Origin of the sequence: Hydrogenimonas urashimensis, from assembly GCF_016593255.1 — a bacterium.
Classification (GTDB): domain Bacteria; phylum Campylobacterota; class Campylobacteria; order Campylobacterales; family Hydrogenimonadaceae; genus Hydrogenimonas; species Hydrogenimonas urashimensis.
Genome location: NZ_AP023212.1, coordinates 1,122,749 through 1,148,085 on the forward strand (window position 1 = coordinate 1,122,749; position 25,337 = coordinate 1,148,085).

Genomic DNA, 25,337 nt, shown 5'->3' on the forward strand with positions numbered 1-25,337 from the left:
GTCCACCCATTGTGAGTCAAACTTTTTGGAATTGTTATGAAAATCTTACTAATAGGCCCTTTGCCAAAACCAATCACCGGTGTAAGTCTAGCAAATCAAATAGTTGCAAACTATTTACCGAAATATACTAATACACAAGTAGATATTATCAATACAAGTTATAAAGTTTTGAAAGAAGATATTGGAAGATTTAGCATTAAAAAAATTTTACATTATCTCATACAATACAAAGAACTTCATAAAATTAAAAGAGCTAATAAAGTTTATATTACTATCGGTCAGACATTTTTTGGCGTAGTAAAATATTATCCATTTTTTTTAATAGCCAATATCTATAAAAAAGAAATCATAGTTCATGTTCACGGCAACCATTTATGGAAAGAGTACCTTGATTTGAATGGCATAAAGAAAAAAATCTTTTACAGTATACTGTCTATGGCAGAAAAAGGCATCGTGCTTTCAAAATCACTAGAAAAAAATATGCTACCTTTCATAGATAAGAAGAATATTTATATTCTTGAAAATTTTGTTGAGGATTTTTTGTTTGAGAAGATTAAACCTAAAAAATTTGATTGTTTAAAAATAATTTTTTTAAGCAATTTAATGGAAGAAAAAGGAATAATCGATTTACTTGAAGCATTAATAATATTAAAAAAACAAGGTGTTCCATTTCAAGCTAAAATAGCAGGAGGAATGGATGTTTCAATGCAAGATAAACTAAATGATTATTTTGAGCAATTAAAAAAGAATGTTGAATACTTCGGTTTGGTATATGGAAAAGAAAAAAAAGAATTATTAGATTGGGGAAATGTTTTTGTTTTTCCAACTTATTATAGTATGGAAGGGCAACCCATATCTTTATTCGAAGCTATGGCAACTGGCAATATTATCTTAACTACTCAGCATGCTGGAATACCCGATGTGTTTAAAGAAAATATCAATGGTTTTTATGTAGACAAACAATCCCCACTTTCGATTGCTAATAAACTAATTGAACTAGACAAAAACTTGCGGAGCTACAAATATATATCTGACAACAACATGAATGAAGCAAAAAGGAAATATAGGGTTGAAAACTTTATATTGAAATTAAATGACATTTTGGAAAAATAATGCAAAAATTAAACAGATTCAAACTTCCAAAAAAATTCCGAGGTCGTTCAAATTTAGTCGTGCAATTCTGGTGGTTTACTGATTTTTTTTTCTTTAAACTCTCTCCACAGGTCATGTATGGCTGGAGAAGATTTCTACTGCGTTTGTTTGGTGCAAAGATAGGCAAAGATGTCCTCATTCGTCCAAGTGTCACTATTACATATCCTTGGAAAGTTTCTATAGGCGATTACAGTTGGATAGGCGATAATGTAGAACTTTATAGTTTAGGGGAAATTAAAATCGGTTCAAATGTTGTCATTTCGCAAAAGTCGTATCTTTGTGCTGCTTCACATGACTACAATAAAGAAGATTTTCCTATATGGTCGAAGAAAATCACCATAGAAGATGAGTGTTGGCTAGCGACCGATGTTTATGTGGCTCCTGGTATTACGATAGGAAAAGGTACAATCGTGGGTGCGAGAAGTAGTGTATTTAAAGATTTACCTCCAGGAAAAGTGTGTGTCGGCTCTCCTGCGAAACCCATAAAGGACCGAGTGGTTGAAAAAAAATAATATTACGATCATAGGTGTAAATTTTTACCCTGAAGACAGTTCCACGGGTCTTTATACTACCCAAATGGCCGAGTATCTTTCGAAAAAAGACTACGAAGTCAGTGTCATAACCGGATTTCCCTATTACCCGGAATGGAAAATACGAAAAGAGTATAAAGATAAACCAAAGTATATTGTGGAAACAAAAGAGAATATAACGATATACAGATACAAACAATATGTTCCCACCAATCCGACATTCAAAACCAGAACCTTCCATCTTCTCGATTTTACATTAGGTAGTTTTTTCAACCTCTTCAAGATTGAAAAATGCGATCTTGTCATTTCCGTCGTGCCGTTTACCAGTACCATTTTTATTGGTAAGCTTCTATCTTGGCGAAAAAATGCCAAACTTTGGGCGCATATTCAGGATTTCGAAGTTGACGCAATTTTAGACAGCGGGATCGCATCAAATTCAACTGGCTTCAAAAAACTTCTTTTCACTCTACTTTTTGGAATAGAGAAAAAATTATTAGACAGTGCCGATATCACAAGCACCATCAGTTTTTCCATGATGGAAAAACTCAAAAGCAAAACAACAACACCCCATTACTACTTTCCAAACTGGATCGATGATGATTTTATCGATCCGAAAAAAGCGCAACGGCACCCCTATCTCGAAAGCGATCGGTTTAAAATTCTCTACTCTGGTAACATCGGTGCGAAGCAGGATTGGGATTTTTTTCTTCGCATCGTAAGACATTTTCAGAATCACTCGGATATTGAGTTTATCGTTGTAGGAGCGGGGGCCAAAAAAGAGTGGCTTGTCGAACAGACTAAAGAGATAGAAAACGTCATACACCACATGCCCGTGGAATACGAAGAACTTCCCGATCTGCTCTGCAGTGCCGATATGCATATACTTTTTCAAAAGAACGACGTCATCGATGCTGTCATGCCTTCAAAACTGCTGGGAATGATGGGAAGTAAAAAACCTTCGGTCGTTACCGGCAATGTGGCTTCGGAAGTGGCGACAGTATTTAAAAAATCGAATGGTGGACTTTTTTTCGACAGCAGCGATTTCGAAGGCGTCGTAGAAGCGATAAAAATGCTTTCGAAATCTCCCAACAGACGTGATCAAATGGGACGCAATGCAAGAGAATATATCATTGAACATTTCGCAAAAGAGAAAGTATTGAAAAACTTCGAGAAACAAATACAAAGTTTACTGCGCTGATATTGTGTAAAATCTTTCATCACTCGATAAGCTCAAATTAGTTACTATATAAATTTAAATAACTCATATTGGGAAAGATCACATTGAACAGATATATAGCAAAAATTATTCTCGTGTTTCTCGATATTTTGGCTATTTTTCTGTCAATCGTGACTGCCTATATATTTAGAACCCTCTTTGCTCCTCTTTTTGGAACACAGCATGCTGTACCAATGTCCTATTATACTGATTACTGGCCTGCCTATGGTGTCATTCTTCTGATGTTTTTCTACGAAGGCATTTATACACGCCGTTACGACTTTTGGCATGAAAGCAGACAGATACTCAAAGCGCTTTTTTTCTCATTTTTGATTGTCATGGCGATTCTTTCGCTTTCGAAGACTCCTTACAGCTATTCCCGAACTGTCATTGTTCTGGCTTTCGTTTTTATGTCGTTTTTCATTCCTCTTTTAAAAAACATTACCAAAAAGCTCCTTTTCAAAGTGGGAATATGGAAAAGAGCCGCCACTATATTCGGAGATGACACATTTATACGCGAGGAAATATTCGGAAACCCTTACCTGGGATATATCGAAGCGGATGAAAACAAATCCCAAACTGTATTTGTAAATTCGAAAGGATACGATGCCGAAAGATTGCGTGAAATCATCGATAAAGAGATTTCCAAAAGAAAAGAGGTCGTTTTCATTCCCCTTGTCAACAGTTACGATCTTACCCAGTCCATTATTTATGAATTAACCCATGCTAGAACCAATCTTATCGTCTTCCAAAACCGCCTCAAAAGCGTTCCACGACGTCTTTTTAAAACTTCTTTTGACTATGTCGTAAGTATTCTACTTCTTCCTCTACTGCTTCCGATTCTTGGGATAATTGCACTGTTGATAAAAAGGGAGGAGCCTCACGCCTCGATTCTTTTCAAACAGAAAAGATTGGGTGAAGGTGGCAAACTTTTCGTATGTTACAAATTTCGTACTATGGTAGAAGATGGCGATGAAATATTGAAAATCTATCTCGAAAAACATCCGGAAGAGATACAGTATTACAACAAATACCACAAATACATGAATGACCCCCGCATTACGAAAGTGGGAACTTTTTTACGTAAAACATCCCTGGATGAACTTCCCCAAATTTTCAACGTTCTAAAAAATGAAATGAGCCTCGTGGGGCCGCGTCCCTATCTGCCGGATGAAAAACAGAAAATGGGAGCAGCCGCCGAGACCATTCTTCTCGTCAAACCCGGCATTACCGGTCTGTGGCAGGTGAGCGGCAGAAGTGAGGTCGATTTCTTTCAGCGAATCGACATGGATGTCTGGTACATCAGAAACTGGAACCTGTGGATGGATATATTGATTTTGCTGAAAACCGTAAAGACCGTTATCGTCCGCGAAGGCGCATCTTGATTATGGAGAAACAACCAACATGAATGAAAAGAAAAATCCGTCCGAGAACGAACCCCAAATCGTCATGCCCTACGGCTATATGCCGTACTGCCTGCCGGAAGAAGAAAAAATAGATTTACGGGAATTGTGGGAAATTCTGAAACGGCGGAAAAAAACCGTTTGGCTGACAACTTTGTTATTCGGTATTCTGGCAGGCATTTACCTTCTTTTCGCGCAGCCAATCTACGAAGCGAAAGCGACCATAGCGATAGGCAAACAGCTTGTTAAAAAGAGTGACGGCACACTGGAGACCAAATATTTCGACAATGCCACGACTTTGAAAAAAATGCTCGATGTCAAATACGACACAGCGGGAAAATATCGGGATGACAATGTAACGACCTATGTCGCAAGCGTTGAGGTCCCTAAAAAAACGGAAAATTTTTTGACAATTACAGCGGCCGGTCCCGGAAACAAAGAGGCCGTCGCTATGCTGAAAAAACCGATTGACGAGATTCTTTCGAAACATCAAGTCTATATGCAAAGCATCCTTGACGTTGCCAAGCACAAAATGGAAACACTTTCGGAACAGTTGGAGTACTATAAAACCATAGAGCTGACACGATTGAAAAAAGAATTGGATCTTGTTCAAAAGATCGATCTGAAAAAGATCGACGACAAAATCGCTTTGATCAAAGAGACACAAATCCCCGCTTTGCAACAGAAAATCGACGAATCGAAAAAAGAGATTGAAGAAAAAAAGAAAAACATAGCCGATCTTCAAAGAAAAGTCGATGAAACAGCCAGAAAAGATCCGGCGCTCGCCGCCATGACATCGATGCAATTGGCCAATCTGCAAAACGATGTCGTTCGACTCTCCATGAAGATTATCGACTACCGGTCCAAAATAAAAGAGTTGAGAAAAATCACCATTCCAAACCTCGAAAAAGAGAAAAAGAAAATCGTTGAAAAGATCCTGCCCGCCAAAAAAGCGGCGATTAAAAAACTGGAGTCCATGACCATTCCGCAACTGGAATCTGAAATAGATGAACTGAAAGTCTCCATGAAACCTCCCTATATCGAACAGACCGCCATTGTAGGCAAAATCTTCACACACGACCATCCGGCAAAACCCAAAAAGAAACTGATCCTTGCCGTTTCGTTGATTACCGGTTTGATGCTTGGTGTTTTCCTGGCGTTCTTTTTGGAGTTCCTAGGAAAAGAGAAATAGAAGGGGAATCGTATTGAAAAAAATTTTCGTCACCGGCGGGGCCGGCTACATCGGATCGCATACATGCGTGGAACTGCTGAATGCAGGATACGACGTCGTCGTTTACGACAACCTGAGTAACGCCAGTATCGAGGCGCTTCGGCGGATAGAGAAGATTACAGGCAGACCCGTGACATTCATCAAAGGGGACATAAGAGACGCCAAAATGCTTGAGAGCGCAATGCAAGGATGCGATGCGATCATCCATTTCGCGGGCCTCAAGGCTGTGGGGGAGTCGGTCGAGAAGCCACTGGAATATTACGACAACAACGTCTGCGGAACTCTGTGCCTGCTTGAGACGATGAAAAAAATAGGTCTGAAAACCATCGTCTTCAGCTCTTCGGCGACCGTGTATGGCGATCCCGATTTTCTCCCTCTGACGGAAGATCATCCGCTCCGCACCACCAATCCGTACGGCCAGACGAAGCTGGTCATCGAAGAGATGCTGCGCGATCTTTTCCGATCGGACGAAAGCTGGCGCATCAGCATCCTGCGCTATTTCAATCCCGTGGGTGCGCATGAGAGCGGACTCATCGGCGAGGATCCTCAGGGTATCCCCAACAACCTGATGCCTTTCGTATCGCAGGTGGCGGTGGGACGCCGCGACCATCTGAATGTTTTCGGCGGCGACTACGAGACCCACGACGGAACGGGTGTACGGGACTACATCCATGTGATAGACCTGGCTCTGGGCCATTTGAAAGCGCTCGAATCGCTCGAAAAACCCCAGTGCGAAGCGATCAACCTCGGCACCGGAAAGGGCTACAGCGTCCTGGATGTGGTCAAAGCGTTCGAAGAGGCATCGGGACGGAATGTCCCCTACAAAATCGTCGGAAGACGGCCCGGAGACATCGCCTCATGCTACGCCGATCCTTCCAAAGCCAAAGAGCTGCTGGGCTGGGAAGCGACAAGAGATATGCGGAAAATGTGCGAAGACACTTGGCGGTGGCAATCGAACAACCCGGAGGGATACGCAGACTATTGAAAATCGAGAATGGATAATTGAGAATTGGAAATAGGATACTCGGAACTTTTCGTTCTGGTTCTGCTCGGCTGTGAAATATTCGAAAGCTGGTGGCAGCACGATGGTACTCTTGGAGGGGTACTGGTGAAGATTCGGTACCATTTCCACACCCATCTTTTTTTGCTGTTTGCGATGCATCCATCATTTTGGTTCCTTCTTTTTCTTTTTGTCGCCCGCGGTTTTCACGGGACGCTGCTTGGCCTGATACTGGTCATGAAAGCTTCCGATATCGCCTTCAAACTCTGGATCGTCAAAAAGATCGACGAAGATGCCCTTTCACCCGATTTCCGTGCAATGCTCGCCATGCCGCTTTCACCATGGATGCCATGGATAAATGTGGTTATCTACCCCGCTTTGCTGGCATTGTCCCTGCAAACCTGATACAATATTTCATGATCAATGGTCGGGGAGGTTCACAGGTTGACAAAAAATTCCCAAAATTGATACAATAGTCCCATCAAAACAATCTGACATTTTACTGTTTACTGTGCCACGGCACTTCTACAATCCTGCCAGAATTCTGCAAAATTACAATTCACAAAGAGAAGGAATCATGAGCGAAACCTCCAACCGTACCAACAACAAGCGAACCCATATCCCGGTGGAAGGATACAAGATCGAAGATCTTCGTCAAAAGAGCCTGGAAGAGCTGATCGCCATCGCCAAAGAGCTGGGTGTCGAAAACCCCAACGAGCTCAAGCGCCAGGATCTGATGTTCGAGATCCTCAAATCGCAGGTGAGCAAAGGCGGCTACATCCTCTTTACCGGTATTTTGGAGATCACGAACGAGGGGTACGGTTTCCTTCGCGCCATGGACGCCAACTTCTCCAACTCCAGCAACGACGCCTATGTCTCGAGCACCCAGATACGCAAATTTGCTCTCCGAAACGGTGACGTGGTCACGGGCCAGGTGCGCCCGCCAAAAGAGCAGGAGCGCTATTATGCGTTGCTCAAAATCGAGGCGATCAACTACATGCCCGTCGCCGAGAGCAAGAATCGGCCGCTTTTTGACAACCTCACGCCGCTCTATCCCCAGGAGAAACTCAAACTCGAATACAACCCGACCAAACTGACCGGCCGTGTTCTGGATCTTTTCACACCCATCGGCAAAGGTCAGCGCGGTCTTATCGTTGCCCCTCCCCGCAGCGGCAAGACAGAACTGATGAAAGAGCTTGCCCACGGCATTACGCACAATCATCCCGAAGTGGAGCTCATCGTCCTGCTGGTGGACGAGCGCCCCGAAGAGGTTACCGACATGGAGCGAAGCGTACGGGGCGAAGTCTACAGCTCCACTTTCGACCTGCCGGCACAAAATCATGTGCGTGTAGCGGAACTGGTCATCGAAAAAGCCAAACGTCGCGTCGAAATGGGCAAAGACGTTGTGATTCTTCTCGATTCCATCACCCGCCTCGCTCGCGCCTACAACACGGTCACCCCAAGCTCCGGCAAAGTCCTCTCGGGCGGTGTGGACGCCAACGCCCTGCACAAACCCAAGCGTTTCTTCGGCGCCGCGCGGAACATCGAAAATGGCGGCAGCCTGACCATCATCGCCACCGCCCTTGTCGATACCGGCAGCCGCATGGACGAGGTCATTTTCGAAGAGTTCAAGGGAACGGGCAACAGTGAAATCGTCCTCAGCCGCGCCATCGCCGACCGCCGCATCTATCCGGCCATCGACATCATCAAGTCGGGCACGCGAAAAGAGGAGCTTTTGACCGACCCGAACACGCTTCCTAAAATATGGGCGCTGCGTAATGCGATGCACCAGATGGACGAAGTGGAAGCCCTCAAATTTCTCTACTCCAAAATGCTCAAGACCAAAAACAACGAGGAGTTTCTGAGCATCATGAATGAAGGGGCGTGATTTTGAAATTGACAATTGATAATGCAGGATTGATAATTGTGTGATGATCGAGAATATCCCATGGCAGGCGAATCATTTCGGTTTGAAGAACTTATCAAGCTTCTTACTTCTATAATCGAAACTGCAAAGCAGACCGCTCGATGAATTGTTTATTGTCAATCATCAATTTTGGAGAATGAATAGTGTCACAAGCGCTCGCACTCAAATACCGCCCCCGCCGCTTCGAAGACCTGATCGGACAGGATTCCATCTCCCAGACGCTGGCGATGGCACTGGATCAGAACAGGCTGGGACACGCCTATCTCTTTTCCGGGCTACGCGGCAGTGGAAAAACCTCGACGGCACGCATCTTTTCCAAAGCGCTCCTGTGCGAAAACGGCCCGACCTCCAAGCCATGCGACACCTGCGAACAGTGCCGCATGGCCAACGAGGGACGGCACATCGACATCATCGAGATGGATGCCGCCTCCAGCCGGAAAATCGACGATATCCGCGACCTCATCGAACATACCAAATACAAGCCCTCCGTGGGCCGCTACAAAGTCTTCATCATCGACGAAGTGCATATGCTCACGAAGGAGGCGTTCAACGCCCTTCTCAAGACCCTGGAAGAGCCGCCTGAATTCGTCAAATTCATCCTGGCCACGACCGACCCGCTCAAGCTTCCCGCCACGATTCTCAGCCGCACCCAGCATTTTCGCTTCAAGAAAATCGCCAAACCGCTGGTCATCAAGCATCTGGAGCATATACTCAATTCTGAGAAGATCGCTTTCGAACCCGAAGCTCTCGACATTCTGGCACGCAGCGGCAGCGGCTCTTTGCGCGATACGCTGACGCTTCTGGACCAGGCCATCGTCTACTCCAAAAGCCACGTGGATGTCACGACGGTGACCCAGATGCTCGGCATCATCGATCCCGAATTCCTGGAGAAACTTTTCGATGCCGTTTTGCAAAAAGAGGAAGAGAGGCTGCGGGAGTATCTCAAGGATCTCGAAAACTACGAAGCGGAGATGGTGATCGACGAAATGAGCCTCTTTCTGAAAGAGAAACTCCTGCAGAACGATCCGAAATTCTCCCCGATGCTGCTTGAACGCTTCTACCACATTCTGGCCGAAGCGAAACCCCTGCTGGCACTGGGCACCGACGGCGATTTCGTCCTCTCCCTCACTCTCTTCAAACTCGTCGAAGCCATGAACATCAAGCAGATCGACGAGATGCTCGAGATGCTCGAAGAGGAGCTTGCCGGAATGAAACCGGCGACAGGAGGCATAGAACAGGTTGCGGTGAACAGGGAAACGAAATCGGCCCGAAGCCCAAAACCCTCAGCCAAAAACCAGCCATCCGATCAGCACCCTTCCCTCACCAATCGCCCATCGGGTCTACAGCCCGACAACGCTCTCCGCTTCAAAAAACTGGTCGAAAAGCTCTACGACCGCAACGCGGAACTGGGCAAAGCGTTCGAGGAGAGCATCGAGTTCGTCGACTTCAAAGAGGGAGTACTCTCGTGGGCAAGCCATGCGGAGGGGAAAAACAGGGAGCTTCTTAAAACCCATTTCGGCATCGTGCGCCATATCGTGCAGGACGTTTTCGGTGTCGGCACAAAAATATCGCTGGTCAAATCGGAGAATCCGGCGCCCCCAAAGCGTGAAGCTCCTGCGCAGGAGCTTGAAACGGACACGGATACCTCCGGGCCGGAAGAGACCCAGAGCGAAGACGCCAACGGCGCTACCCATACCGGTTCGATGATCGAAGATATCGACTGCAACAGTGCCGGATGCGTTACGGGAAACTGCAGCGAAGAGGAGCCGAGCAGGGAGTATGACGCCAAGGATATTCTCAACGACCCGATGGTCAAGCGGGCACAGGAGCTTTTCGGCGCCAAAAAGATCGTTATCCGTTCCAAAGTGTAGCCAGGAGAGTGCCGTGCTGCGCACCCTTTTTCTGCTGACGGTCTCGCTTTTTCTGACGACAGGATGTGCGCCCAAACAACCCGCAGTTCCGAAGATCTCCGTATCGCTCGAGGGTTTCGTCTGCCAGGCACCCCCACCCCTCACCGACTCTCAACGCAAAAGGCTCTATATCGATTTTCTGGCCCATCGGTACGCCCCGTGGCTGACGGATGAACTCAACGCCACCGGCTCGGAAGCCACATGGGCCGTCGATTTTTTCAAAAAGAGGTCACTGTACGGTGAAAACAGGCTGCCCCTGCCCAAAAAACGACTCAACGGATGGATCACCAATGCAAACTACAGCGCATTCAACACGCTCAAACGGCATGCCATCGTCATCCACCCCACCTCTTTGAGACTCCTGCCGACGCACCGTCCCGTCTTTTTCGATCCCACACAGCCGGGCGAAGGGTATCCGTTCGACTACAACCAAAACAGCACCGTCAAAGCGATGACACCGATCATCGTCTCCCATGAGAGTCTGGATGGCGGCTGGCTCTTCGTTCAAACCCCTTTCGCACTGGGGTGGCTGCCCCTGCGTGATGTCGCCTATGTTTCACAATCAGAGATCGATCGTATCATGGCTCTTGCGAACGTTGTTCTGCTCAAAGAGGAGACGCCGATTTATGACGCGAACCAGAGTTACCTTTTCCGCGCCAAAATGGCGACACTGTTCCCATCAAGCGGTACGGAATCCTCTTTGTATGCCATCCTGGTTCCCAAAAAGGAGGGCACGAGCCTTCGTCTGGAGCTGTCGATGCTTCCCAAAGCTTTCAGCGCACCGATGCCCCTGAGGATGGATAAGGCGGAAATCCGCCGCGTTGCCGAGGAGTTACTGGGCGAACCCTACGGATGGGGCGGTATGGCGGAAGACCGCGACTGTTCGGCCATGACACGGGACTTCTTCGCACCGTTTGGCATCTGGCTGCCGCGCAACTCCAAGCAGCAGGCACGGGTGGGAAAAGTGATCGATCTATCGAACCATTCAACGGCAAGCAAAGAGAGAGTCATCGTCGAAAAAGGTGTGCCTTTTCGTACCCTTCTCTATCTGCCCGGACACATCATGCTCTATGTGGGCCACAAAAACGGCAGAGCCTATGTCATGCACAATCTTTGGGGTATCCGCACCAAAGGAAACGGCCGCTATATCATAGGCCGGGCCGTCGTCACCGATCTCTATCTGGGCAAGAACCTTCTCAACGCCGACACCGGCGCGCTGCTGATCAAAAGAATCGTTTCGATGAACATTGTCGGGCAATGATTTTTAAACGAAGCTTCGCTCCTCTTTGAATGTGGTTTATCTTTGCAAGGGAGCGATATCGACCCGCTTTCCTTTCTTGTACCGTTTGCAGTACTCCACGATCATGCCATGAAAAAGGGCGTAGATCTGCGCCCTTGGCTGCGTCGGAAAGAGTGCCCTCACTTTGATATCGTAATCTTTGAGTCCTTCGATCAGCCACGCCTGGATGCCTCTGTAATCTTCGAACTCGTATTCCAAGGCCCTCAGCAAGGCGGCGGTATAGGCATCCACGACCATCGCTTCCCGATAGCAGGCGTAGTTCAAAATGGCATCCGCCGTCTCTTCGCCGATCCCCTTTTTGCCAAGAAGCCAATGACGGTCCACCTCGACCTGAAACGTTTCAAAATCTCCGAATTTGTCGCCGATGGCCTGATTGAGCAGTTTGAGGCGTTTGGCCTTGGTGTTGTAGAAACCGGCGGGTTTGATCGCTTCCCGCAAAAGCGCTTCATCGAGCCTCGCCAAACCTTCGATAGAAAGAGCATCGAGTGCGCGAAGGTTCTGTAGCGCCGCTTCCACCTTCTGCCATTTCGTGTTCTGCGTCAGCACGGCCCCGATGACCACTTCGTAGGTGCCGCTGCTTGGCCACCACCATGGATCTCTCTCCTGCACCGGTAAATTTTGCGCGTGCAACGCTTCAAGAAGCTCGTAACTGCTTGTCATTTCAACTCTTTATGCTATTATTAAATCGATGAGTAGAAATTTGTTGTGGTCGACGGGGTGGCAAACCCTCAGTCTCAAACGACAAAGAGGGGCTTCGCCCCGTTCCAAAGACAAACGACTCATTCCTCTTTTCTAGCCTTCAAAGAGACTTGTATCTCCCCATCGTCGTAACACCGGATTTTATAGGCGTCAACCGCCCGCCCGTTTTCGAACGTCGCCACGATCATTTGCAAAATCGTACGGCACTTGTCGGGAACCTCGAACCGTCCCGGAAGCCCCGTCAAGAAACGCTCGATCGGCACTTTCGCGTCCATGCCGATCACATTGTCCCGGCATCCGGTCAGGCCGATGTCGGTCACATAGGCGCAGCCGCAATCGATTACCAGGTCATCGCTGCCTACATGCGTATGGGTCCCGACGATGGCACTCACCCTCTCGCGAAGCATCATTAGAAGCGCCCTCTTTTCGCTGGTTGCTTCCGCATGCATGTCGATGAAAATATATCGGACACCTTCAAAGACGAGAACATCTACGATTCTGTTGGCCGCGATAAAGGGGTTGTCCACCATCGGCATGGCGAAATGGCCCATCACATTGACCACGGCGAGCTTTTCCCCGCCGATTTCAAAGATCCTGACACCCCGTCCGGGAACCCCGTCCGGATAGTTGACGGGGCGAAGAAGCGGGAGCGATTCGAGCAATCCTCTGATCTCTTTTTTGTCCCAGGTATGGTTGCCCCCCGTCATCACGTCGATGCCAGCCGCAAAAAGCTCTTTGGCGTTTTTTTCCGTCAGCCCGAAGCCGTGGCTGGCGTTTTCGTAGTTGGCCACGACAAAATCGAGCCCCTCGCTCTCACGAAGTTTCGATACGAAGCGTTTCACCATCTGCCGTCCCGGCCGCCCGACGATGTCGCCGATGAAACCTATTTTCATGTGCGCTCCTTCGGAGCGGAAGATGGCGATTGGTGATGAGTGATTAGTGATTTGATATTCATAAATTTTTAGTTTTCAACTTTTAGTTTTTAGTTTTTTAGGGTACTCGAAAAGAATCGTATGCCCTTTCATCCGGCACGCTTCTTCCCATTTGGAGGTATCAAACGTGATGGCCACGATACCCGCCGTCGGGATATTCTCTATCGCAATGTCCCCCAGAATGTTGGCCAGCATCGTCAAGCCGGGATTGTGACCGACGACCATGACCTTTTTCGCATTTGCCGGAAGCTGGCAGACAAGATAGAGCAGTGCCTGGGCAGATGCCTCGTAAATACGCTCATCCCAGACAATCTTCTCTTCTTCGTAACCCAGTTTTTCCGCCACGATCTTCGCCGTCTTCTTTGCCCGCTTGGCCGGCGAAGCGACGATCAGATCGGGATGGATACCGAGTCCGGCCAGATATTCGCCCATCAAAGGCGCATCCTCCTTTCCCCGTCTGTTCAGGGGGCGATCGAAATCGCTCAATTCCGGATCGTCCCAGCTCGATTTGGCATGGCGCAGGATGAAGAGTTCTTTCATTTCGGTTTTCTCCTAGGGAAGGATATCGAATGCATGTTCGACATTGATTTTTCCATATCCGTAATAATCGTTTCTGCCGTCGTTTCCGTAAGATTTTTCGCCGATCTTGTCCGCACTCTCTTCCAGAATGGCCATGATCTCTTCCCGCGTCAGATCGGGATTTGCTTCCAGCATCAGCGCGACGACGGCTGTGACGATCGGTGCAGCGGCCGACGTTCCGCCAAAAGCGTTTTCATCGTTGTAGAGAAGATAGTTCGCGCGCAATGTGGCCATGCCGGCATCATCCATCTGATCGAGTGTCGTGATCCCGATATGTTCCCCGCCCGGAGCCATCAGGTCGAGTTCGGGACCGTAGTTGCTGTAGGTTGTTCGAAGGTTGTTGATATTCGTCGCACCCACCGCCAGTACTTCCGGAATGGAAGCCTCGTCGTTGCCGATCGGTTCATCTTCGTTGCCGGCGGCAAAGACGATGACGGTGCCTTTCCCGTTTCGTCCGTTTTTCGCCAGGTCGACGATGGCCTCTTCGACCAGTTGGGGCACGTCCCCGCTTCCCCAGCTGCAGTTGACCACATCCACACCCCACTCTTTCGCCTTCTCGAAAGCTTCGTAGATCTGCGACGCACTGATGTTCGCACCGAATGGGAGCTTGATAAAATAGATTTCGGCATCCGGTGCGATGCCGCTGAGCCCCAGCGTGTTGCTTCTGGCGCCTATGACACCCGTCACCTCGGTGCCGTGGTTCTGGGTATCGTAGAATGGGCGCACATCGCTGCTATGCGTTTCGACATTGTAGGTTTTTTTGACCGCGCCGAAAAGATCTTCGTGATCCACATCGAGTGCATCGTCGATGATGGCGACCTTCACGCCTTTGCCCGTGTATTTCTGTGTCGGCAGCGGATGAATGTGTGCATCGGGGTCGGGATTGATGCCATAGGAGGCGTTCAGTTTCTGGTAGAAAGAGGCATCGTAGTGAAAATACCACTGCTGCGGGTAGAGGGGGTTTTCGTCGTAAGAGAGCGTAGGGGGCGGAGGCATCACGATCGGATGATCGTTCGACGGATCGGAACTGTAGGAAGAGCCGCCCCCGCCGCATCCGTCCAAAAGCAGAAGAAGCGAGAAGACCGGCGCCAAAAGAGCGATCCGTTTCATCGTAGTCTCCATCGCTGCATGATATCCGGCTGGGCGTAGATGACAGAAGGGTTCAAAGAGAGTGCGTTGGCCACATCCAGGGCCGCTTTGGGCGAACGGGTCTTCAAAAGATAAAGGCCGTCGCGGTACTTTCGAAGTATTTGCACATCCGTGTTTGCCAAAATCGCATCGATCGAGGCCTCCGGCGCGATTTTGACGACCAGACGGTTCGGTATCAGGATCTCGGTACCCTTCGCCGTTTTGAACGCAAGAGGCGCAGCGCTGCCGCGCAAACGGACCGATCCGTCGGGCAGGGGCGTCAGTTCGACCCGCTTTCCTTTATGGATATAGAAATATTCTCCGCCGACCGCAAAAACGGCACACAGAGAAAACAGGAGAGTTTTTTTGATCATAGCAGACTTTTCTTGGATGATATTTGTTTTTATATCGGCATTTTCACTGTTTCCTCAACGATTCCAGCACCGTGGCGATCAGATCGTCGTCGTCCCGGCTGCGTGCCTTGAGATACTCTTTTTTTTCGTCATTATACTGTATCGTGATGTTTTCGTTGTAGTTGCTGATCCGTTCGACACCCTTTTGAGCCGCCAGGACTTTGATGGTAACCAGGTCGAGAAACTGCCGCGTCGGCAGGTCGGGTTTGCCGAAACGGTCCTCGATTTCGCTCTCGATCTCGATAACGTCGTGCGGCTCGCTGCATCCGCTGAGCCTTCGGTAAAGCTCCAGACGCACGCGATCGTGTGGAACGAGTTCGTCGGAGATATAGGCGGTGATCGAGAGTTTGACCTCCACACTTTGGCGCTTGGGCATCGCTTCGTGAGTTAATGTACGGATGGCGTCTTCGAGCATCTTCAGATAGAGAGCGTATCCGATCTGCTTGATGTGGCCGCTCTGGCTCTCGCCGATCAGGTTGCCGCCGCCGCGAATCTCCAGGTCGTGGTAGGCCAGTACCGCCCCGCTGCCCAGGAAGCTGTTGGATTCCAAAGCTATGAGCCGCCGTTTCGCCTGCTCGCTCAAAGCCTCCTTGTTCTCCACCAGAAAATAGCAGTACCCCTCCACTTTGCCCCGTCCTACGCGCCCGCGCAGCTGGTGCAGGTCGGCCATGCCGAAGCGGTCGGCTCCGTCGACGATCATTGTGTTGACCTTGGGCAGGTGGATGCCCGACTCGATGATGGAGGTCGAAAGCAGCAGGTCGTATTCGCCCGCCTCGAAGCGGAGCATCTCCTTCTCGGTCTGGGCCGCCGTGATCTTCGAGTGGAGTATCAGGATGCGAAGCTTCGGCAGAATCTCCAGAATTTCCGCCTTCTTGCTCTCGATGCCGGCGATGGAGTTGTAAACATAGAAGATCTGCCCGCCCCGGCGCAGCTCGCGCATCACCGCCTCCTTCACCACCGTTTCGTCGAAACTCTTGACGAAGGTGCGCACCCCTTTGCGCTCCGTCGGCGGGGTGCGCAGTTCGCTGTATCCCTTGATTTTGGATAGCGCCATGTTGAGGCTGCGGGGAATCGGTGTGGCGCTCATGGAGAGCACGTGCACATCGGCGCTCATCTTTTTGAGGGCCTCTTTCTGCTTGACGCCGAATTTGTGCTCCTCGTCGATAATCACCAGTCCCAGGTCGGCGAATTTCGCCCCAAGCAAAGCGTGGGTGCCGATCACCAGGTCGAGTTCGCCTTTTTCGAGACCTTCGAGAATCTGCCGTTTGTGCTTGGCTGTCGTGAAACGGTCGAGTTTGTCGATGCGCACCCCAAAAGGCTCCAGTCGCGCTTTGACGCTTTTGTAGTGCTGGGCGCTCAGGAGGGTTGTCGGCACGACGAAGACGCTCTGGTACCCCGATTTCGCCACAGCCAAAATGGCGTTCATCGCCACCTCGGTCTTGCCGAATCCCACGTCGCCGCTGAGCAGCCTGTCCATCACCCGCCCGCTGGAGAGGTCGGCGAAAATCTCCTCCACCGCCGTCACCTGGTCGGGGGTGTACTCGAATCCCGCCGATGCCCTGAACCGGGCCAGCTCCGGGAAATCGGTCCGTATCACCGCCCCTTTGATCAGCATCCGTTTCGCCGACATGCTGACGATCTCGCCGGCGATGGCAAAGAGGCGCTCCTTGACTTTCGCCTTGAGCTTGCCGAATCCCCCTTTGCCCAGGCGGTCGAGCACCGGCAGGGTGCCCCCCTCGGCGATATAGCGGTCGATCATGTCGAGGTTTTCGACCGGCAGCAGCAGCGTATCGTCGTTTTGGTACTGGATATGGACGAAATCCCGCACGGCGCCAAGCACCTGGTGGGGTTCGATCCCCTTGAAGATGCCGACACCGTAGTTTTCGTGCACCACGTAATCGCCCGGTTTCAGGTCGTCCAGCAGTATCGTGGGCCGTTTGACGGCCCGTTTTCTGAAAGGTTTGTTGAGGGAGACGATGATTTTGTCGGGTGTCAGCAGATTGACGATCCCCTCGTCTTTGACGACGGTGGCTTTGGCGATCTCTTTGATGGGGCTTCGACGCACCAGCGCTTCGTTGGCGGCGACGATAACCAGTTTGCGATCGGGATAGTTGTCGGTCAGAAGATCGACATTGATCGGCTCGATCGCCTTGATACGTGTCGTTTCGGGAACGACGGGCACATCGAAACGCTCCCTAGGCAGGGCGTTGAGTGCGTGTTCGTAGGCAAAGGCCACCTCGCCGGAGAGATCCTTCGCCGCAACGATTCTTCTGCCCGATGCCAGATCCTGTGCCAGATCCTCCAGATACCAGAGCCCCAGGGAGGAGACATCCTTGACGAAGACATCGCTTTCGCTCTCTTCGCACCGTTTCTGCAGCGCCTCGAAGGCCGCTTTCTGAAGCGAAAAAAGCGCCGGTTCGATCTCGATTCTCTCGATCTCCTCGTTCTTGTCGGATTTCTGGGTCTCCACCTCGAAGGTACGGATGCTCTCGACCTCCGTATCGAAAAGGCTGATACGCCACGGCTTTTCACTGCCCGGGCTGAAGATATCGATGATATCGCCCCGCATGGAAACCTCCCCCTTCGCCTCAACGACGTCGACGAAGGTGTATCCCCAGGCGTAGAGTCTCTCCTTGAGACTCTTTAGATCGATATCTTCGCCGAATTCGACAAAAAAGGTTTGCAGAAGCTCCGGTTTGGGCAGAGGATAAAGAAGCGTATGAAACGGCGCGATCAGCAACACCCCGCTCCCTGTTCTTGATTTCCGATTCCCGATTTCCGCATAGTAGCGTTTCAGCGCATCGTTCAGCGCGAAAAGCTCCTCCTGCCAGCTGCGAAGATCTTCGCCCCAGGCGGCTCTGAAATCGGGAAGCACCCTCGCGGTGATGCCGTGGAGTTTCGCTACCGTGGCGGCACTCTGCGCCTCTTTGTCATCCTCGACGAGCAGGATGTCGGGGATCTTCCGCTTTTGAAAATAGTCGTAGAGATTCGCTTCGATCATTGGGTTGCCGTATCCTTGTTGATTTTGAACGCTTCGATGCTGCCGCGACAGACGCCGGTATCACTCTGATCCACCTCAAGAGCCCAGATGTCGCCGATAACGGTGCCGCCCAGATAGACCTCCGCCGCGTGCACTTCACCGTGAATCACGGCCCCTTTGGCGACGATGACATAGCTTTTGGCTTCGACATTTCCCAGCACCTCGCCATCGACATGGACCCCTCCGGCGCTGCGGATATCTCCTGTTACGGTCGTTGCTGGTGCGATGACGGTGGTAGGGCCTGTGCGGCCATATGACTCACCAGTGCGATGAAAGATTCCCATGGTACCTGTTTCACTTTCCTGAAGATGGAGCGGTATCTCTCTTTTTTCCATCGGATAAACCAGTACGGGTTGACGGGCCGTGTCAAAAAACGTATTTCGTAATGCAGATGGGGCGCCGTGCTGAGCCCCGTATTGCCGCTCAGTCCGATGAGGTCTCCCTTGACGAGTGTGTCTCCTTTGTGGACACTCCTTGTTTTCAGATGCCCGTAATAGGTCTTGAAACCGAAACCGTGATCGACGATGACGAGATTGCCGTAGCCGCTTCGCTTGTGGTATCCCGAATATTCGACCACCCCGTCTGCCGTCGTCCAGACCGGATTGCCCCGTTTCGCCCGCAGATCGATGCCGGGATGAAACTCACGGCTCTTTCGTATCGGATGCCTGCGCCATCCGAAAGCGCTTGTCACACCCTCCATCGGCAGGGGCTCCCCGTTGGGTACTATCGAAAAGAGCAGGGCGATCTGGGCGGCCGAGAGCGTGACGTTTTCGAGCCGGGTCGATGTCGAAAAGTTCGTATCCGGCTTTTGACCGACCAGAACCTCCAGGTCGCTGAGCCGGTCTCCGAGACGATCGAGCTCGCGCTGACGCACCTCGATGTGCCGATTGAGCGTCGAAATATTGTGTTCCAGCGTCCCGATCTGCCTTTCAAGGACCTTCTGGCGGAGTTTCGCTTCGTCGTACGCGTCTTCGAGCCACTCGAGATAGAACCATGTCGCCGCCCCCGTTACGACAAGACCCCCGATCACCGCCAGTCCGATCCCTTTGACGATCTGTTTGAGCGTGTACTGCCGGAACGTCTTCGTATCGGTGATCGTGACAAGGAATCTGTTTTTCACGCTTAGACTTCAAATCTTTTCAAGAATGCCTCGGCCACGAGGAACGACCCGAATACCAGATAATTCTCCGTGGGTGTCACACCCCGGAATCTGCTAACATCAAGACCGGCATGTGACGCGGCTTCGGCGAGCTTCTCAGGCGCCATGGCGCGATCGCTTTCGATAGCGATGATCTCCAGACGTTTGACGACAGGCTTTAGAGTCTTCAGTATCGCTTCGGCATCTTTGTCGCTCAGGGCATTGTATACCAAAACCACCTTCTTCCCGTCAAGGGCTTCGGCGACACGCCGGGCACCGAGCAGGTTGTGCCCCACATCGAGCACGACATTGGGGGCAATCCGTTCGAACCGTCCCCTCATACGCACCGCCGCCAGCGCCTCCCAGGGAACCGGATCTCTTGTTAGCAGGGTGTATGCGGCGGCGGCCGTCATCGCGTTTTCACGGTAAAAGTCGGGCCATCCGCACTTTTTGGCCACTTTCTTGATCTCGTGGCGGCAGGTCGCGTTACAAAGCGTTCGGGCACGAAAAAGCGCCACCCCTTTTTTGGAAGCGATCTCTTCCGCGACTCTGCAGACGAGCGGATCGGTCTGAGGGGCCAGAAGAAGCCGCTTTTGAACGCTTCGGATCTTCGTGGCGGCGATCTCTTCGATCGTCTCTCCGAGAAAGGCCTGATGGTCGATGCCTACCGGCGTCACCACCGTCAGCGAGTTCGGAACCACGCTTGTGGCGTCGAACTCCCCGCCGAGTCCCGCTTCAAGAACGATAAACTCCAGCGATTCAAAGGCGACAAGAGCCAGCAGAGTGGTATACTCGAAGTAGCTCAGCGTTTCGGCTCTTTCCGGGGCGAGCCATTTCATCAGTTTCCGGTGAGCGCGCTGCAGTGTCGCATCGTCCGCATCTTTCCCGTCGATCCAGATACGCTCGTTGAATTTCACAATATGGGGAGAGCTGTAGTGGCCGACGTGCGCCCCTTTTTGCCGCAGCATCGTCGCCAACATCCGGCCCGTGCTCCCTTTCGCGTTGGTTCCTACCAGATGCACGACGGTTCCGAGCCGCAGATGGGACTCGACCTCCCTGAAGGCGCCGGGCATGCGTGCCAGATCGATCCGGTCGTAGTAGAGAGGTTTCGTCGCGAGAAAATCGGAAAGATTCTGTTCCATCAGGCTGCGATTTTGTTGCGACCGCCCTCTTTGGCCTGGTAGAGATTCTCATCGGCCCGTTTGAGCATCTCTTCCATGCTTGCATTGGAGACCCTGTCGGCGACGCCGCCGCTGATCGTGATCGGGATGCGCTCGCCCTTGTACATGAATTTGCTCCTGGAGACCACATCTCGCAGTTTTTCAGCGAAGCGCATGGCTCCCTCGCGGCCGGTCTTGGGCAGGACCACGAGAAACTCCTCGCCACCCCACCGTCCGACGAAATCGACCTCCCGGCTGTAGCGGCGCAGCATCTTACCGAAAGAGGCCAGCACCACGTCGCCCGCATCGTGCCCGTAATTGTCGTTGACCGCTTTGAAGTGGTCGATGTCGAAAAGGACGACGGCGTAGTTGTCCCCGTAGCGCTTGAATGTCGCCTCCTGTTTTTTGATGAAATCGTCGATGGCCCGGCGGTTCGGCAGTTTCGTCAGGGTATCGGTTCCCGATTTTTTCCGCTCTTTCCGCAGCGCCTCTTCAAGTATTCGCACCTTTTGACGCAGTTCGGCGATCTCTTCCCTGCTCTTTTTCATCTCGTCGCCCAGTACCCGCGTCTCCGTCTCGAGCGACGTCGCGATGGAGCGTAGTTTGGTGTGGATCACTTCGAACGAATCGCTTTTTAGATTGACGTCGCCGAGCTCTCCCTGGATTTTGCAGATGGCGTCGTAGTTGTTCTCTCCGCAGTCGATCACTCTCACCAGCGCCATGTTGATATGTTCGATGATCGAATCGATTTCGCTCATCTGCGTCGTCACCGCTTTCTTGTCGAGCTCGATCCGCTTTTTGATGATGTAGCGGACATCCTCGATCATCGCCTGCGAAGTGAGAAGTTCGGGGTTGGAGCGGATCTGGGCACTGATCGTCGCGATCTCGTCGTTCATGCCCGAGGCGATGGAGGGGGCAAGGGCCGCGACGAGTATCTGCGCGACGATCGTAAAATCGCCTCCGCCTCCGCTGTAGGATTTCAGGCACTCCGCCAATCCGTTGACCATTGTCTCGAGATCATCGGTTTCGGTCGCGCAGTAGGGGGAGATCTTTTTCAAGAAGCTGTCGTCATACTCCATGACGAAGCGGTTCCAGTGGTCGCGGATTTCGTCGATTTCACTCTTCGTCAGATAGGCCGCGATCTTTTTGCCGTCCCGGGCCGCCATCTCCGCGGCTTTCCTGTTGTGAAGCATCGAAACGGCCTGCAGCAGCCGCTTGATTAGAAGGACATACGCCTGGATGATCTCCGAGCTTTTGGAAGAACCGGCACGCATCACCTCCGATCCGAGATACTGGATCAGCTGATCGACACTTGAGACATGACGGCTTTTGACACTCTTTTGAAGCTCCGGCGAGAGCCGTTTGAGAAATTTATCGAGCTTCTGGCACTCCTCCAATATGACATTGGCTTTTTTGGCGTGTTTGCAGAAAATGTCGCCATAAACTTCCGGTGTAAGTTGCAATCCGCGCGATTTGATCTCCCGCAGCGACTCTTTGATGATCTCCTGAACGGTCATAGTCTACCTCCTCGCAGCGTAATGCGCGAAACAAACGCATCGAGTGCTTTGCCCGACCCCTCTTTGATCGCCTGAAAACGGAGGGCATCCGAAATGATCGCACGGGGCTGGATAGGGAAATCGTAAAATCCCGAAACTGTCTCGGTGCCGTGTTTTTTTGAAGAAGTATAACGGATATTCAATGAAACTTTCGCACGATAGTAGATGGCGTAGCCGTTGACATCGTACTGAATCGGTGTGAAGGAGACACTGTTGAATTTGACGTGCAGCCTCGTCGTCGCACTCTCTTTGTCGGCGACAGCTGCACCGAAGCGGCTGACGATCGCTTCGTTCAAAGCGTCCTTGACAAGAACGGCGTTTTCAGGATCTCTGAGATAGACCTCGATTTCCGTATAGATCTTGTCGGTGAATACCTTTTGCGTGAAAGCCGTCGTCGGTTTGTAGCCGCAACCGATGAGAGTGAACAGTGAATAGTGGATGGTGAACAGTGAGAGAAAAAAGATACGCAGTGATGGCCGTTTCCACTTTCTGGCGACCGACGACCAACGACCAACGACTTGTTTCATTATTTGACGACCAGATTCACCAGTTTGTTCGGCACCACGATCTCCTTGACGACGGTTTTGCCCTCCAGCCATTTGGGCACGGCGGCTTTGGCGGTGGCGATAATCATCTCCTTGTCGGCGTCGGGCGCCACTTCGATCTGGGCTCTGGGTTTGCCGTTGATGGAGACGGCCATGGGGATGGCGTCGACTTCGAACACCTCTTCCTTCATCTGTAGCAAGCCAAAATTGTTCCGTTTGAAAAGACGGTCGCTCAGTTCCCAGGCGATATGGGGCACGATGGGCTCCAAGAGGTTGAGCAGAATCCACATCCCCTCCTGCCAAAGCAGCGGGTTTTCTTGCTTGTCCAGGGCGTTGATCGCTTCCATGCAGGCGGCGATAAGGGTGTTGAACGTAAAGCGCTCGGCATAGACCTCTTCGGCGCGTTTGAGGGCTTCGTAGACTTTGCGTCTCGCCTCTTTTTCGCTCTTTTCCAAGACTTGGTGATCGATGGCCGGCAGTGCGTCGCAGGGTTCGGTTTTCAGCGCCCGGTCGTAGAGTTTGCGCAGGAACCGGTGGGCCCCTTCGACGGCGCTGTCGTTCCACTCCAGCTCCTGGGTCGGCGGCGCGGCGAAGAGGATGAAAAGGCGCGCCGTGTCGGCGCCGTATCGGGCCACCAACTCGTCGGGGTCGACGACGTTGCCTTTGGATTTGCTCATCTTCGCCCCGTCTTTGAGCACCATGCCCTGGGTCAGCAGTCTCGAAAAAGGCTCGTCGATCTTCACGTACCCCAGATCCCGCAGCGCCTTGGTGAAAAAGCGGGCGTAGAGCAGGTGCAAAATGGCGTGTTCGATCCCACCGATATACTGGTCCACCGGCATCCAGTACTCCACATCCTCTTTGCTGAAAGGCACCTCTTCCCATAATTTGCGCGGCGTCGTGTAACGCAGGAAATACCAGCTGCTCTGAATGAAGGTGTCGAGCGTATCGGTCTCGCGCAAAGCGTCGCTTCCGCATCGTGGGCACTTTGTGTGCTTCCATGTGGGATGGTGGTCCAGCGGGTTGCCCTCCCCGGTAATCTCCACGTCGTCGGGCAATGTAACCGGAAGATGCTCTTTCGCTTCCGGCACCACGCCGCATCGGGGGCAGTGGATCATCGGAATGGGCGCCCCCCAGTAGCGCTGGCGGCTGACCCCCCAGTCTTTGAGACGGAAGTTGACCACTTTTTTCCCGAGGCCCTCCTTCTCGAACCAGGCGATGATGGCATCCCGGGCCGCCTGGCCGAAGAGGCCGTCGAACTCCCCGCACCCTTTGACCACGCCCTCTTCGGTGTAAGCGGCGTTTTCGGGGAGTTCCCCCTCTTTGGGGAAGACCACGTATTTGACGCTCAGGTCGTACTTTTTAGCAAAATCGTAATCCCTGCTGTCATGGGCCGGCACCGCCATCACCGCCCCGCTGCCGTACTCCATCAAAACGAAATTGGCGGTCCAGACCGGTACTCTCTCTTTGGTGACGGGATGGAGGGCGAAAATCCCCAGCGGCACCCCCTCTTTTTCGGCCATGTTGCGCTCACGGACCGGCATCCGCCGCATCGCTTCGATTTTCGCTTTCGCCGCATCGTCCAGCAACCCTTTTTTCAGCAGCGCTTCCACCAGCGGATGCTCAGGCGCCACGGCGGCGTAGGTGACGCCACAGATCGTGTCGGGACGGGTCGTGAAGACTTCGAAGCTCTCGATACCCGTCTTTTTAGCGCTCTCCTCATCCAGTTGGAAGGCGAACTCCAGCCCCGTACTCTTGCCGATCCAGTTGCGCTGCATCGCGATGACCTGCGGCGGCCATCCACCTTCGAGCTTTTTCAGATCTTCCAGCAGCTCGTCGGCATAGTCGGTGATTTTGATGTAGTACTGGTACATCTCTTTCTGCACGATCGGCGTATCGCACCGCCAGCAGCAGCCATCCACCACCTGCTCGTTGGCCAGTACCGTCTGATCGTGGGGGCACCAGTTGAGATACCCCTTTTTGCGGTAGATGAGCCCCTTCTCCCACAGATCGATGAAGAACGCCTGTTCGTATTTGGTATAGAGGGGGTCGCAGGTGGCGAATTCCCGCTCTTTGGAGAAGCTGAGCCCCAGGGAAGCGAGCTCTTTGCGCATATAATTGATATTTTCGTAGGTCCACTTTTTCGGGTGTACCTTGTGCTTGATGGCGGCATTTTCCGCCGGCATCCCGAAAGCGTCCCACCCGATGGGATGCAGCACATTGTGCCCCTTCTTGCGCCAGTAGCGGGCGATGGCGTCGCCTATGGCGTAGTTGCGCACATGCCCCATGTGGATCCGTCCGCTGGGGTAGGGAAACATACTCAGCACATACTTCTTGGGTTTCTCTTTGCCGCTTTCTGGCTCGAAACTTTCATGCTCGTCCCAGTATCGTTGCCACTTCTTCTCGATTTCGGAAGGATTGTATTTCATCGACCACCTTTTTTAGTGAATGGTGAAAAGTGAAGAGTGAAAAGTAGTTGTG

22 protein-coding genes are annotated in these 25,337 nt (G+C 51.5%); 10 read left to right on the forward strand and 12 right to left on the reverse strand.

Going from position 1 to position 25,337, the window contains the following annotated elements; all coding sequences use genetic code 11:
- Positions 1–36: 36 nt before the first annotated feature.
- The 10 genes from JMG82_RS05670 to JMG82_RS05715 all read left to right on the forward strand — a co-directional run bounded on the left by JMG82_RS05670 (position 37) and on the right by JMG82_RS05715 (position 11,630).
- A complete protein-coding gene (locus JMG82_RS05670; protein WP_201354054.1) occupies positions 37–1,113 on the forward strand; it encodes a glycosyltransferase family 4 protein in 1,077 nt (358 codons plus the stop codon).
- Positions 1,113–1,664 carry a putative colanic acid biosynthesis acetyltransferase gene (locus JMG82_RS05675; protein ID WP_201354056.1) on the forward strand — a complete coding sequence of 184 codons (552 nt, stop codon included), beginning with the start codon at positions 1,113–1,115 and terminating at the stop codon, positions 1,662–1,664. Before JMG82_RS05670 ends, JMG82_RS05675 begins: the two co-directional genes overlap by 1 nt.
- Positions 1,651–2,880, forward strand: coding sequence for a WcaI family glycosyltransferase (locus JMG82_RS05680; protein WP_201354058.1), 1,230 nt, complete (start codon positions 1,651–1,653; stop codon positions 2,878–2,880). The genes JMG82_RS05675 and JMG82_RS05680 overlap by 14 nt, the downstream gene beginning before the upstream one ends.
- 212 nt (positions 2,881–3,092) lie before the next feature.
- A complete protein-coding gene (locus tag JMG82_RS05685; RefSeq protein WP_236579200.1) occupies positions 3,093–4,283 on the forward strand; it encodes a sugar transferase in 1,191 nt (396 codons plus the stop codon).
- 19 nt (positions 4,284–4,302) lie between these two features.
- A complete protein-coding gene (locus JMG82_RS05690) occupies positions 4,303–5,493 on the forward strand; it encodes a Wzz/FepE/Etk N-terminal domain-containing protein (protein WP_201354062.1) in 1,191 nt (396 codons plus the stop codon).
- Positions 5,494–5,506: 13 nt separating this feature from the next.
- The gene (gene galE, locus JMG82_RS05695; RefSeq protein ID WP_201354064.1) at positions 5,507–6,517 is read left to right on the forward strand and encodes a UDP-glucose 4-epimerase GalE; all 1,011 of its coding nucleotides are present in this window, start codon (positions 5,507–5,509) and stop codon (positions 6,515–6,517) included.
- Positions 6,518–6,541: 24 nt separating this feature from the next.
- Entirely contained in the window at positions 6,542–6,937 is a 396-nt protein-coding gene (locus JMG82_RS05700; protein WP_201354066.1) for a hypothetical protein, read from the forward strand.
- Positions 6,938–7,109: 172 nt separating this feature from the next.
- Positions 7,110–8,420 (forward strand): transcription termination factor Rho, encoded by a 1,311-nt coding sequence (rho, locus tag JMG82_RS05705; protein ID WP_201354068.1) that lies wholly within the window; start codon positions 7,110–7,112, stop codon positions 8,418–8,420.
- A 182-nt stretch (positions 8,421–8,602) separates the two neighbouring features.
- Positions 8,603–10,330, forward strand: a complete 1,728-nt coding sequence (locus tag JMG82_RS05710; RefSeq protein ID WP_201354070.1) for a DNA polymerase III subunit gamma/tau — start codon at positions 8,603–8,605, stop codon at positions 10,328–10,330.
- Between the two features lie 13 nt (positions 10,331–10,343).
- Positions 10,344–11,630 (forward strand): SH3 domain-containing C40 family peptidase, encoded by a 1,287-nt coding sequence (locus tag JMG82_RS05715; RefSeq protein WP_201354072.1) that lies wholly within the window; start codon positions 10,344–10,346, stop codon positions 11,628–11,630.
- A 36-nt stretch (positions 11,631–11,666) separates the two neighbouring features.
- On the opposite strand, the gene JMG82_RS05720 is transcribed toward JMG82_RS05715, so the two are convergent.
- From JMG82_RS05720 to leuS, 12 genes are all read right to left on the reverse strand, one after another.
- The gene (locus JMG82_RS05720; RefSeq protein WP_201354074.1) at positions 11,667–12,329 is read right to left on the reverse strand and encodes a 3-methyladenine DNA glycosylase; all 663 of its coding nucleotides are present in this window, start codon (positions 12,327–12,329) and stop codon (positions 11,667–11,669) included.
- Positions 12,330–12,448: 119 nt separating this feature from the next.
- On the reverse strand, positions 12,449–13,261 hold the full coding sequence (locus tag JMG82_RS05725) for a TIGR00282 family metallophosphoesterase (protein ID WP_201354075.1): 813 nt from the start codon (positions 13,259–13,261) through the stop codon (positions 12,449–12,451).
- A gap of 75 nt (positions 13,262–13,336) precedes the next feature.
- On the reverse strand, positions 13,337–13,840 hold the full coding sequence (locus JMG82_RS05730; RefSeq protein WP_201354077.1) for a SixA phosphatase family protein: 504 nt from the start codon (positions 13,838–13,840) through the stop codon (positions 13,337–13,339).
- A 12-nt stretch (positions 13,841–13,852) separates the two neighbouring features.
- Entirely contained in the window at positions 13,853–14,989 is a 1,137-nt protein-coding gene (locus JMG82_RS05735) for a S8 family peptidase (RefSeq protein WP_201354079.1), read from the reverse strand.
- Positions 14,986–15,381 (reverse strand): S8 family serine peptidase, encoded by a 396-nt coding sequence (locus JMG82_RS05740; protein ID WP_201354081.1) that lies wholly within the window; start codon positions 15,379–15,381, stop codon positions 14,986–14,988. Before JMG82_RS05740 ends, JMG82_RS05735 begins: the two co-directional genes overlap by 4 nt.
- Positions 15,382–15,424: 43 nt before the next feature.
- Positions 15,425–18,421: a transcription-repair coupling factor gene (mfd, locus tag JMG82_RS05745; RefSeq protein WP_201354083.1), complete on the reverse strand. Its 2,997-nt coding sequence runs from the start codon at positions 18,419–18,421 to the stop codon at positions 15,425–15,427.
- Positions 18,418–18,744 (reverse strand): bactofilin family protein, encoded by a 327-nt coding sequence (locus JMG82_RS05750; protein ID WP_201354085.1) that lies wholly within the window; start codon positions 18,742–18,744, stop codon positions 18,418–18,420. Before JMG82_RS05750 ends, mfd begins: the two co-directional genes overlap by 4 nt.
- Entirely contained in the window at positions 18,666–19,580 is a 915-nt protein-coding gene (locus tag JMG82_RS05755) for a M23 family metallopeptidase (protein ID WP_201354087.1), read from the reverse strand. Before JMG82_RS05755 ends, JMG82_RS05750 begins: the two co-directional genes overlap by 79 nt.
- A gap of 2 nt (positions 19,581–19,582) precedes the next feature.
- Positions 19,583–20,740, reverse strand: a complete 1,158-nt coding sequence (locus tag JMG82_RS05760; protein WP_201354089.1) for a bifunctional folylpolyglutamate synthase/dihydrofolate synthase — start codon at positions 20,738–20,740, stop codon at positions 19,583–19,585.
- Complete coding sequence (locus JMG82_RS05765; RefSeq protein ID WP_201354097.1) at positions 20,740–22,275, reverse strand: GGDEF domain-containing protein; 1,536 nt, start codon at positions 22,273–22,275, stop codon at positions 20,740–20,742. Before JMG82_RS05765 ends, JMG82_RS05760 begins: the two co-directional genes overlap by 1 nt.
- Entirely contained in the window at positions 22,272–22,841 is a 570-nt protein-coding gene (lptE, locus tag JMG82_RS05770; RefSeq protein ID WP_201354099.1) for an LPS assembly lipoprotein LptE, read from the reverse strand. Before lptE ends, JMG82_RS05765 begins: the two co-directional genes overlap by 4 nt.
- A complete protein-coding gene (gene leuS, locus JMG82_RS05775; protein ID WP_201354101.1) occupies positions 22,841–25,285 on the reverse strand; it encodes a leucine--tRNA ligase in 2,445 nt (814 codons plus the stop codon). Before leuS ends, lptE begins: the two co-directional genes overlap by 1 nt.
- Positions 25,286–25,337 lie beyond the last annotated feature (52 nt).

What these genes read in the sequence shown, in the direction of transcription:
- JMG82_RS05670 (WP_201354054.1), top strand. Translation starts at nt 37, where the DNA reads ATGAAAATCTTACTAATAGGCCCTTTGCCAAAACCAATCACCGGTGTA.
- JMG82_RS05720 (WP_201354074.1), bottom strand. Translation starts at nt 12,329, where the DNA reads ATGACAAGCAGTTACGAGCTTCTTGAAGCGTTGCACGCGCAAAATTTA.
- JMG82_RS05750 (WP_201354085.1), bottom strand. Translation starts at nt 18,744, where the DNA reads ATGGGAATCTTTCATCGCACTGGTGAGTCATATGGCCGCACAGGCCCT.
- JMG82_RS05725 (WP_201354075.1), bottom strand. Translation starts at nt 13,261, where the DNA reads ATGAAAATAGGTTTCATCGGCGACATCGTCGGGCGGCCGGGACGGCAG.
- lptE (WP_201354099.1), bottom strand. Translation starts at nt 22,841, where the DNA reads ATGAAACAAGTCGTTGGTCGTTGGTCGTCGGTCGCCAGAAAGTGGAAA.
- JMG82_RS05675 (WP_201354056.1), top strand. Translation starts at nt 1,113, where the DNA reads ATGCAAAAATTAAACAGATTCAAACTTCCAAAAAAATTCCGAGGTCGT.
- JMG82_RS05740 (WP_201354081.1), bottom strand. Translation starts at nt 15,381, where the DNA reads ATGATCAAAAAAACTCTCCTGTTTTCTCTGTGTGCCGTTTTTGCGGTC.
- mfd (WP_201354083.1), bottom strand. Translation starts at nt 18,421, where the DNA reads ATGATCGAAGCGAATCTCTACGACTATTTTCAAAAGCGGAAGATCCCC.
- JMG82_RS05735 (WP_201354079.1), bottom strand. Translation starts at nt 14,989, where the DNA reads ATGAAACGGATCGCTCTTTTGGCGCCGGTCTTCTCGCTTCTTCTGCTT.
- JMG82_RS05765 (WP_201354097.1), bottom strand. Translation starts at nt 22,275, where the DNA reads ATGACCGTTCAGGAGATCATCAAAGAGTCGCTGCGGGAGATCAAATCG.
- JMG82_RS05730 (WP_201354077.1), bottom strand. Translation starts at nt 13,840, where the DNA reads ATGAAAGAACTCTTCATCCTGCGCCATGCCAAATCGAGCTGGGACGAT.
- leuS (WP_201354101.1), bottom strand. Translation starts at nt 25,285, where the DNA reads ATGAAATACAATCCTTCCGAAATCGAGAAGAAGTGGCAACGATACTGG.
- rho (WP_201354068.1), top strand. Translation starts at nt 7,110, where the DNA reads ATGAGCGAAACCTCCAACCGTACCAACAACAAGCGAACCCATATCCCG.
- JMG82_RS05690 (WP_201354062.1), top strand. Translation starts at nt 4,303, where the DNA reads ATGAATGAAAAGAAAAATCCGTCCGAGAACGAACCCCAAATCGTCATG.
- JMG82_RS05760 (WP_201354089.1), bottom strand. Translation starts at nt 20,740, where the DNA reads ATGGAACAGAATCTTTCCGATTTTCTCGCGACGAAACCTCTCTACTAC.
- JMG82_RS05685 (WP_236579200.1), top strand. Translation starts at nt 3,093, where the DNA reads ATGTCCTATTATACTGATTACTGGCCTGCCTATGGTGTCATTCTTCTG.